General features: G+C 68.6%; 9 protein-coding genes and 2 tRNA genes. 7 read left to right on the top strand and 4 right to left on the bottom strand.

What is annotated here, in order from left to right; all coding sequences use genetic code 11:
• Positions 1-435 precede the first annotated feature (435 nt).
• Positions 436-527, bottom strand: a tRNA-Ser gene (locus tag CHU93_RS02435).
• Between the two features lie 143 nt (positions 528-670).
• Between CHU93_RS02435 and CHU93_RS02430 the strand changes: the two genes are divergently transcribed.
• Positions 671-1297, top strand: a complete 627-nt coding sequence (locus tag CHU93_RS02430; protein ID WP_094472602.1) for a DUF1134 domain-containing protein — start codon at positions 671-673, stop codon at positions 1295-1297.
• 3 nt (positions 1298-1300) lie between these two features.
• Here the strand turns inward: CHU93_RS02430 and CHU93_RS02425 are convergent, their stop codons facing one another.
• Both CHU93_RS02425 and CHU93_RS02420 read right to left on the bottom strand, forming a co-directional pair.
• Positions 1301-1576 carry a hypothetical protein gene (locus CHU93_RS02425; RefSeq protein WP_207759190.1) on the bottom strand — a complete coding sequence of 92 codons (276 nt, stop codon included), beginning with the start codon at positions 1574-1576 and terminating at the stop codon, positions 1301-1303.
• Entirely contained in the window at positions 1573-2532 is a 960-nt protein-coding gene (locus CHU93_RS02420; RefSeq protein WP_094472600.1) for an NAD(P)-dependent oxidoreductase, read from the bottom strand. Before CHU93_RS02420 ends, CHU93_RS02425 begins: the two co-directional genes overlap by 4 nt.
• Before the next feature lie 84 nt (positions 2533-2616).
• Between CHU93_RS02420 and CHU93_RS02415 the strand changes: the two genes are divergently transcribed.
• The 6 genes from CHU93_RS02415 to CHU93_RS02390 all read left to right on the top strand — a co-directional run bounded on the left by CHU93_RS02415 (position 2617) and on the right by CHU93_RS02390 (position 5815).
• Positions 2617-2934 carry a 2Fe-2S iron-sulfur cluster-binding protein gene (locus CHU93_RS02415; protein ID WP_094472599.1) on the top strand — a complete coding sequence of 106 codons (318 nt, stop codon included), beginning with the start codon at positions 2617-2619 and terminating at the stop codon, positions 2932-2934.
• A gap of 8 nt (positions 2935-2942) precedes the next feature.
• Positions 2943-4004, top strand: coding sequence for a DUF2332 domain-containing protein (locus CHU93_RS02410; protein WP_094472598.1), 1062 nt, complete (start codon positions 2943-2945; stop codon positions 4002-4004).
• A complete protein-coding gene (locus CHU93_RS02405) occupies positions 4004-4567 on the top strand; it encodes a Maf family protein (RefSeq protein ID WP_094472603.1) in 564 nt (187 codons plus the stop codon). Before CHU93_RS02410 ends, CHU93_RS02405 begins: the two co-directional genes overlap by 1 nt.
• Entirely contained in the window at positions 4564-5511 is a 948-nt protein-coding gene (locus CHU93_RS02400; protein ID WP_094472597.1) for a ribonuclease E/G, read from the top strand. The genes CHU93_RS02405 and CHU93_RS02400 overlap by 4 nt, the downstream gene beginning before the upstream one ends.
• Positions 5495-5698, top strand: coding sequence for a DNA gyrase inhibitor YacG (yacG, locus tag CHU93_RS02395; protein ID WP_094472596.1), 204 nt, complete (start codon positions 5495-5497; stop codon positions 5696-5698). The genes CHU93_RS02400 and yacG overlap by 17 nt, the downstream gene beginning before the upstream one ends.
• Before the next feature lie 45 nt (positions 5699-5743).
• A tRNA-OTHER gene (locus CHU93_RS02390) sits at positions 5744-5815 on the top strand.
• A 13-nt stretch (positions 5816-5828) separates the two neighbouring features.
• Here the strand turns inward: CHU93_RS02390 and CHU93_RS02385 are convergent.
• A partial coding sequence (locus CHU93_RS02385) for a tyrosine-type recombinase/integrase (protein ID WP_165768574.1) occupies positions 5829-6308 on the bottom strand: 480 nt, incomplete at its 5' end.

Here is a 6308-nt window from a genome sequence, read left to right as displayed (position 1 = left end):
ACCGTCATCTTCTGGATCGGCCAATGAGTCCTGAGCCTAGCGTTGCTGATCGCCCAGGCAATCGGCTGAGGCCTCAATTTGGGACCCGAAGCGTCGGTTCTCATGATCGTCTCTAACCGCAATCCGACACAAACAGTTCGGTAGACGGAAAGCCAGAAAACCTCGGATTTACGTCGCTTCTGGAGACAGAACCTTTGCACCGGAGGTTCGGGTGAAAAGAGACGAAAGCCGGTCAGAGACCGATTTTGTGGTTTTCGGCAGTCTCTGGGGTTCGGTCGCCGCTGGCAAAATCGCGCGGAAGCTGGGGATTTTTCGGCCCCTTGAGGCCCATCTCATGGATTCGCGATGAGATGTTGGCGGTGCGGGAGGGATTCGAACCCCCGGCGCGGCACGCGCCAGACCCTCTGGCGAGGGTTCGACAATCCAGTTTTGTGGTGGCGGAGTCGGAGGGATTCGAACCCTCGGATCCAGTTACCCAGATCGGCAGTTTAGCAAACTACTGGTTTCAGCCACTCACCCACGACTCCGAGCGAGGCGGCAGGCTATAGCCATGCCGGATGGCGCTTGGCAACTGTTTAGAGCGGCTTTTTTGGGTGGCGGCTCAGCCGCGGTTCAGGCACATCTGGGCACAGGGCAGGTGATGGCACAGACAGCAAGGGAAGATCAGCTGATGCGCGTGACGGGTTTGATGATGGCCTTGGCGCTGGCCGGGCCGGCTTGGGCACAGGAAGCCCCACCGCCGCCACCGCAGGCCACGTCTCCGGCCGAAGCGCCGCCGCCAGCGCCCGATGCGGCCCCGGCAGCGGCGAAGCCAGCCACTTATCAGGAAAAGGATGTGCTGACGGCGGCTGAGGGCGTGTTCGGCAAGGGCGCCGAGGGCCTGGCCGACATCGTGCGCAAGACCTTCAAGGATCGCGGCCAGCCCAATGCCTATATCGTGGGCAAGGAAGCCGGGCTCGCCGTGGTGGTGGGCGTGCGCTATGGCTCGGGCATGCTTTACCACAAGGTGGAAGGCGAGCGGAAAGTCCACTGGACCGGGCCAAGCGTGGGCTTTGACATCGGCGGCGATGGGTCCAAGGTGTTCGCTCTGGTCTACAACCTCAACGACAGCGAGGATCTGTACCGGCGCTACCCGGCGGCCGAGGGCAAGGCCTATGTCATCGGCGGCTTCACCGCCAATTATCTGCAGCGCGACAATATCGTGATCGTGCCGATCAAGCTGGGCGTTGGCTGGCGGCTGGGCCTGAACGCCGGCTACATGAAGTTCAGCAAGAAGGGCAAGATCCTGCCGTTCTGACAGTCAGTGGAAAATCCCCACCGCCAGTTCGGCCCAGACCAGCAGCAGGGCGGCCAGCGTGATGATGGCGCCGCGCCGGCGCCAGCTGCGGCGGGGCAGGGCGGCGGCAACCTCGAGGCCCAGGCCGGTGATGCCAAGCAGCAGTGCGGCGGCCACAAAATCCTCCGGGCCCCAGTTCACCTCTGTGCTGAACTGCATGGCAATTGCCGGCAGGGCCAGCAGGCCTGCGGCCATGCTCCAGCCGGCGCGGCGAATAATCGTGGCAGGCGTCATGGTCACGGCGCCGTTTCGACTGCGCCGAGCAGCGGCTGGCCACCGGCAACGCGGCCGATATTTTCCACCAGACGCTGCATGATCGCCCGGTTGATGTCGGGGTTTGACCAGCTGATGTGCGGTGTCACCTTCACGCGCGGATGCCCGATGAGCGGATGGCCGGCCGGCAGCGGTTCGGGATCGGTGACATCCAGGCTGGCCCACAGCCGGCCTTTGTCAAGCTCGGCCAGCAGCGCCGCCTGATCGATCAGGCCGCCGCGGCCCACGTTGACGATATGGGCATCGCTCTTCATCCGGGCCAGCCGCTCGCCATTGATCATGTGCTGGGTGGACGGCGTGATCGGCGCGGCCAGCACCAGATGATCGGCACGGGCCACCACATCATCCAGCGGCGCCGTTGATATCCATGGATCGGGCGAGGGGGCGGCGCTGGCGCGGGCGGCGACAATCGTCATGCCAAAGGCGTTGGCCAGATGGCCGATGCGGCGGGCGATGTTGCCCAGGCCAACCAGGCCCAGCGTGCGGCCATGCAGCAGGCCCAGCGGCTGGCCGATGAAATTCTGGCGATCCGGCCAGGCGTCACCGGGCTTCAGCGTGACCTCGGCCAGGCGCTTGGCATGGGCCAGCATCACGCTGAGCGCATATTCGGCAATCGGAATGGCGGTGGTGCCCGATGCGCTGGCCACGGCCGGCGCCTCCCACAGCCAGGGCGGATAATCATCGGCCCCGGCGCTGGCCAGCTGCACCAGTTTCACCTGGCCGGGCCAGCCCGGCGGGCGCGGCGCATCGGCGGCGGCGTGGCGGGAATCATGATCGCCCTCGCCATGCAGCACGAACAGCACATCGACATCGCATGGCAGGGCCCAGCGGTCTTCGGCGGGCACGTGCGTGGCTGATGTGATGCCGGGCAGGCCGGCGAGCAGGGCCGACATCGGCGGTGCGAACTGGTGGGCGACGCGCATCGAAACTCTCCCCTTTGCACGTCCTCTAGCGCGCTGGCCGCCGCGCCGCTACAGGGCGGGTGCAGACATTCAAAGAGGATCAGCATGGCCAGCATCACCGTGATCACCCGCGACGGGACCAGCCACAGCCTGCCCGCCACCCCCGGCATGAGCGTGATGGAAATCATCAAGGATGCCGGCATTTCGGAACTGCTGGCGCTGTGCGGTGGTTGTTGTTCCTGCGCCACCTGCCATGTGCATGTGGCGGAAGGCGACATGGCGCGCGCCGGCCCGGCCAATGCCGATGAGGCCGACCTGCTCGATTCGTCGGATCACAACCAGCCGAACAGCCGCCTGTCGTGCCAGATCGCCTTCACGGCGGCCCTGGACGGGCTGACGGTGACCATCGCGCCGGAAGATTGAGGCGCAGCATGGCGGTGCCCGCCGCCCTGCAGCAACAGGCGCGCTTTTGCGTGGGCCTGGGCGCGCCCTTCACCGGGGCGCTGTGCCGGGTGCTGGCCGATGCCGTGCCGCCCGCCAGCCTGACCGGGCAGCGCCTCGCCGCCTGGCCGGGGGAGCCGATGACCGATGCGCTGCCGATGCGGCTGACCGGGGCGCTGCATTGGCTGGTGCGCGCCGGCCGGGTGCCGGGCCTGGCCGCGCTCTATCCGCCGGGGCCGATGCCCGATGATGCGGCGCTGGCCGCCGCGCTGGCCGGCCTGTTTGGCGATGCGGCGGCCGATGCCGACGTGGCCGCCTTTCTCGACAGCCCGCCGCAAACCAACGAGGTTGGCCGGGCCGGAGCGCTGATGCCCGGCCTGTTGAGCGTGGCGGCCGCCACCGGCCTGCCGCTGGCCCTGCATGAACTGGGGGCGAGCGCCGGGCTGAACCTCAACATGGATCGCTTTGCCTGTGATCTGGGTGGCGTGCTGGCCGGCGATACCGGCAGCGACGTGGTGGTGCGCCCGCACTGGCAGGGCCCGCCGCCGCCGGCCGCGCAAATCCGGGTGGTGGCGCGGGCCGGAGTGGACATCGCGCCGCTGGATGCCGCCGATCCGGCGGTGGCGCAGCGGTTGCTGGCCTTCATCTGGGCCGACCAGCCCGAACGGCTGGCGCGCACGCAAGCGGCGATTGCTCTGGCCCGCCGGTTCCCGCCGCCGCTGGCCAAGGGCGATGCGGCCGACTGGCTGGAGCAGACACTGGCGCTGGCCGATGGCGTCGCGTCTGTCGTCTATCACAGTATCGCCTTCCAATATTTCCCGCCGGCCGTGCAGGATCGCATCCGGTCCCGGTTGGCGCTGCTGGGGGCGGATGCCAGCCCGGCCCGCCCGCTGGCCTGGCTGCGGCTGGAGATGGACGATCCCGCCAATCCGGCGCTGCCGACCATCCGGCTGACGCTGTGGCGCGGTGCGGGCGCGGAGGAGCGCCTGCTCGGCCATGCCCACGCCCATGGCACGTTCGTGGAGTGGGCAGGGGGGCTGGGGGCCGGCTGATGCGTCTGATCCTTGCCTCTGCGTCCCCGCGCCGGCTCGATCTGCTGGCCCGGCTGGGGCTGGTGCCCGATGCTGTGGACCCCGCCGACATTGATGAAGGCGTGGCCCCCGGCGAACGCCCAGGCGATCATGCCCGGCGGCTGGCGCGCGAAAAGGCGCTGCTGGTGGCGGCGCGGCACACGGGCGCCGTGGTGCTGGCGGCCGATACGGTGGTGGCAGTGGGCCGTCGCATCCTGCCCAAGGCAGAGGATGAAGCCACGGCGCGCGCCTGTCTGGCGCTGCTGTCGGGCCGGCGGCACCGGGTGTTGACCGCGCTGGCGGTGGTGGATGCGGGCGGCCGCCTTCGTGAACGTTTGAGCGAGAGCGTCGTGACCTTCCAGCGGCTGCAACCGGCCGACGTGGAGTGGCTGATCAGCCGCGGCGATTGGCAGGGCAAGGCCGGCGGCTATGCCATCCAGGGCGCCGCCGAAGCCTTTGTGCGCGCCCTGCAGGGCAGTCACAGCGGCGTGGTGGGCCTGCCATTGAACGAAACCCGGCTGCTGCTGGCAGCCAGCGGCGCATGACCGCCCTGATCGAGGCGGCGCCGGGCGCGACACGGGCGCTGGAGCTTGACGGCGACCTGGTGGTCGCCGCGCATCTGGACCGGGCCGATGATCCGCTGCCGGTCGGACTGGTGGCTCCGGCCCGGCTGGTGACGCGCGACGGCAAGCGCGGGCTGGTGGCCATGGCCGGTGCCGAAGCAATGGTGGAGCCGCTGCCGGCCGATTGGCGGCAGGGGGAGACGCGGCTGGCCGAAGTGGTGCGTGCCGGCTGGAGCGACGGCGTGCGCGACAAGCAGGCGCGCGTGACCGTGCATGACGCCCGGGCATGCCCGGCTCCCAGCCTTGCCCAACGTTTGCCCGGCGCGGTGGTGCTGCCGCCGCATGGGCCGGACCGGCTGGCCGAGGCCGGGTGGGACGCGGTGGTGGAGGAAGCCCTGTCGGCCCGCATCGATTTTCCCGGCGGGCAATTGCTGCTGGCGCCGACGCCGGCGATGCTGGTGATCGATGTGGATGGCCCCGGCGATCCGCAGGCGCTGGCCGAGGCGGCGGCGCGGGCGGTGGCTGCGGCCGTGCGCCGACTGGGGCTGGGCGGGCCGATCGTGGTGGATTTCCCCACGCTGGGCGGCCGGGCGGCGCGCGCGGCGGTGGATGCGATCCTGGCCGAAATGCTGCCGCCCCCGTTCGAGAAGACCGCGATCAACGGCTTTGGCCTGGTGCAGATCATCCGCCCGCGCACCCGCCGCAGCCTGGTGGACGAAGCGCGGCGGCCGGGCTTTGCCGCGCTGGAATTGCTGCGCCGGGGCATGCGGCTGGTCGGCCCGGTGCGTATCACGGCCGCCCCCGCCGTGGTGGCCTGGCTGCACGACCGCCCGGCCCTGACTGTCGAACTGTCGCGACTGACCGGCGGGGCGACGCAACTGGAGGCGCGCGACGGCGCCGGGAGAGGCCATGTCCAGCAAGCCTGATTCGCGCCGCTGCGCCTATTGCCATGCCGCGCCGGTGGCCCAGGCCTTCCGCCCCTTCTGCAGCGCCGGCTGCCGGGCGCGTGATCTCAACGCCTGGCTGTCGGATCGCTATGTCATCCCCGGTGGCAGCGATGATGATGAACTTTCTGCATCATCCCCGCTGGACAAGCACGACGAGGCTGGCTAAACGGCCGCCTCCCACGCGGTTCACCCAACCGCCGGAAGCAAGTGGGCCCGGGTAGCTCAGGGGTAGAGCAGGGGANAAATCCCCGTGTCGGTGGTTCAAATCCGCCCCCGGGCACCATCATTTCAAAGACTTAGGATGCGATAGCGACCGTATCGTTGGTGCGCGCGGTGAATTTTGGGTGGATCGCATCCCCGCTGCTCATTTCAAGTGCTGACGCCGCAGCATCGATATGGGCTGCATCCACATGTGCATATCGCAGAACCATGGACACTGTTTTGTGTCCGCTGATCTTCATGATGGTCGGGATATCGGCGCCGGCCCGCACCAGCCTTGTGACGGCAGTGTGGCGCATCACGTGTGGCGTGACGACCTTGTCGTCGAGACCGGCTGCAATGACCGCGCGGCGGAACCCCTTTGCAAAGCAGATCCTGTGGCCCTTGGTCGTTCCTCCCTCGCGACCCGGAAACACCCATTCATCAGATTCATCACGTTGGGCGCGTTCCTCTGCCAGCTTCGTAGCGAGATCGGCTGGCATCGGCTGATCGCGGCTTCCCGCCTTCGCAATGGGCACTGAACCGCGCCGGGTTTGCCGGAGGCTCCAACTCCTGAG

This window comes from Sandarakinorhabdus cyanobacteriorum, assembly GCF_002251755.1.
Taxonomy (GTDB): domain Bacteria; phylum Pseudomonadota; class Alphaproteobacteria; order Sphingomonadales; family Sphingomonadaceae; genus Sandarakinorhabdus; species Sandarakinorhabdus cyanobacteriorum.
This window is presented reverse-complemented; position numbering and strand designations above follow the sequence as displayed.